This is a genomic window from Mesorhizobium sp. M5C.F.Ca.IN.020.32.2.1, from assembly GCF_004023105.1.
Lineage (GTDB): Bacteria > Pseudomonadota > Alphaproteobacteria > Rhizobiales > Rhizobiaceae > Mesorhizobium > Mesorhizobium wenxiniae.
The window spans coordinates 1-2,710 of record NZ_RZSX01000846.1; the positions used below are offsets into that span (position 1 = coordinate 1).

A 2,710-nucleotide genomic window follows, 5' to 3' on the forward strand; every position below is an offset into this window, starting at 1 on the left:
GAATTTCTCCTGGCGCCGACGCATCGACGACAGCGAACGCGCACGCGCATCCTCATCGGAAAGTGCGGCATTCAGCGTCAGCTTGCCGCGGCGGCGATCTTCCTCGCCTTTGGTCGGCTTAGCCGGGCGTGCCACTTCGGGCGTGACCGGACGGCGCACCGGGGCACCGGCGCCGGTCCGCTTCGGCTTGATGTCCTCGTCGTCGACTGTCGCCAGTTCGGCGGCCAGCGGCGCGCGGCGACGCGCCTCTTCCTCGGCACGCCGGCGGGACTCGGCCTCGGCCTGCAGCCGGGCTTCTTCCTCGGCCTGGCGGCGCGCGGATTCCTCGCGCTCGCGACGGCGGCGCTCTTCATCCTCGGCGCGGCGCTTGGCCTCGTCGATGGCGCGCTGGCGATCCTCGACATCGCGCACCTTCGAACCCTCAAGGGCCCGGCGGCGCGCCTCCATCTCATTGCGCGACAATTCGTTCAGCACCATGCCGCCGCGTTCGACCGGCGGCGGAGGCAGCGGCGCCTTGGGCGCTTGCTGCACAACGGGCGCTGCCGCGACCGGCGGCTTCGGCGTGAACACGGACACAGGGGCAGCGGCCGGCTCCGGCTTGTCGCCGGGCAGCGAGAACTTGCGCTTCTTAGTCTCGACCACGACCGCCTTGGTGCGGCCATGCGAGAAGCTTTGGCGCACGGTGCCCTGTTCCGTACCGGGGCGCTTCAGCGTCAAGGTCTTCTTCGGCGTCACACTCAACGTCTTGTCGTCGCCCGATTTCGTATCGCTCATTCCATGTCCTCTGCGGCATCATCTTCGTCAGCAACGGCCGCAAGCATTGCCAGATCGTCCGGGGAACCGCCCCGATACCGGTCGAGCGCAACCATGCGCTTCTGGACCGCCCTGCCCGCGTCTCCCGCGAGAACGGCAGCATGTATCACATTTGTACCCCCCAATGCCAAGCTCAACTCGGCCTCGGAGAAAAGTTTGTAGGCGAGGATGGCGGGGCCGCCAAGCCGGACGGTTGCCCGTCGCGCCTGGCGGATCTTGCGGACGCCGTCATCTGACGCTTCGGTCGCATGCAACACGAAAAGCGCCAGCCCACCACGCACCGCGCTCTCGACCTTGGTGGCGCCGAGCGCGATCGCACCTGCCTTGCGGGCAAGACCGAGCATGCCCAGAGCGGATCTGGAAAGCAGCCCGTCAACCATGCCGCCGAGATCGGTCGGCACAGTCACCTGCGCCTTGAAGGCGCGAGCGAACAGGTTTTTCGCTGCCGCCTTGTCGATATGTAGGCGGTCGGCCGTCACCCAGCAACCGCGGCCGGGCAGGTTTTTCTTGATATCCGGAACGACGGCCGAATCCGGGCCGACGACGAAGCGGATCAATTCATCCGGTTCGACCTGTCTGCGCGTGACGATGCAAGTGCGATCGTTCATCTCGTCCAAGGGCGGGTTGTGTGCGATGCGGTTTCACCTCACGCACCAACGGCTTCGTCAGCCGGCACGTCTTCGGCTGCAAGCTCGTCTTCGGTGATCCAGCCGGCCTTGAGGCGGGCGGCCAGAACCATCTGCTCGGCATCCGCGCGCGACACGCCGTGACTGGCGAGCACGCCGGGGAACACCTTCGTTTCGCCGTCCTTGCGTTCTTTCCAGCCGGTCAGGTCATCGGCCGCATAGCCGGCGAAATCCTCGATCGTCTTCACGCCGTCCTCGCCGAGCGTCACCATCATGGCGGTGGTCACGCCAGGAATCTCACGCAACTCGTCCTTGACGCCCAGCGCCTTGCGCTTCTCGTCATGCTCGGCTTCGATCTTCTCCAGATACTCGCGGGCGCGGGCCTGGATTTCCGAGGCGGTGTCCTCGTCGAAGCCGTCGATCGACGCGATCTCGTCGGCATCGACATAAGCGACTTCCTCGACGCTGGTAAAGCCTTCGGAGGCGAGCACCTGGCCGACCATCTCGTCGACGTTGAGCGCATCCATGAACAGCGCCGAGCGTTCGACGAACTCCTTCTGGCGGCGCTCGCTCTCTTCCTGCTCGGTCAGGATATCGATATCCCAGCCGGTGAGCTGCGAGGCGAGCCGGACGTTCTGGCCACGGCGGCCGATGGCCAGCGACAGCTGGTCGTCCGGCACCACGACTTCGATGCGTTCGGCATCCTCGTCAAGCACGACCTTGGCGACTTCCGCTGGCTGCAGCGCGTTGACGATGAAGGAAGCAGCCGAAGGCGACCACGGAATGATGTCGATCTTCTCGCCCTGCAATTCGCCGACCACCGCCTGAACGCGGCTGCCGCGCATGCCGACGCAGGCGCCGACAGGATCGATGGAACTGTCACGCGAGATGACGGCGATCTTGGCGCGCGAACCCGGATCGCGGGCGACCGACTTGATCTCGATGATGCCGTCGTAGATTTCCGGCACTTCCATGGTGAACAGCTTCGCCATGAACTGCGGATGGGTGCGCGACAGGAATATCTGCGGACCACGCTGCTCGCGGCGCACGTCGTAGACATAGGCGCGGACGCGATCGCCATATTTGTAGTTCTCTCGCGGGATCAGCTCGTCGCGGCGGATGATCGCCTCGCCACGGCCGAGATCGACGATGACGTTGCCGTATTCGACGCGCTTGACGGTGCCGTTGACGATCTCGCCGATGCGGTCCTTGTACTCGTCATACTGGCGGTCGCGCTCGGCCTCGCGCACCTTCTGCACGATGACCTGCTT

3 protein-coding genes are annotated in these 2,710 nt (G+C 65.4%); all 3 read right to left on the reverse strand.

Annotated features, from left to right (window positions below; all coding sequences use genetic code 11):
• On the reverse strand, positions 1–774 hold a 774-nt coding region (locus EOA86_RS29750; RefSeq protein ID WP_206630174.1), incomplete at its 3' end, for a translation initiation factor IF-2 associated domain-containing protein.
• Positions 771–1,421, reverse strand: a complete 651-nt coding sequence (locus EOA86_RS29755; RefSeq protein ID WP_128344907.1) for an RNA-binding protein — start codon at positions 1,419–1,421, stop codon at positions 771–773. The genes EOA86_RS29750 and EOA86_RS29755, both read right to left, overlap by 4 nt.
• Before the next feature lie 38 nt (positions 1,422–1,459).
• Positions 1,460–2,710: transcription termination factor NusA (gene nusA / locus EOA86_RS29760; RefSeq protein ID WP_128344908.1), on the reverse strand; the 1,251-nt coding region annotated here is incomplete at its 5' end.

Coding starts and splice junctions, on each gene's coding strand:
- EOA86_RS29755 (WP_128344907.1), bottom strand. CDS start 1,421: ATGAACGATCGCACTTGCATCGTCACGCGCAGACAGGTCGAACCGGAT.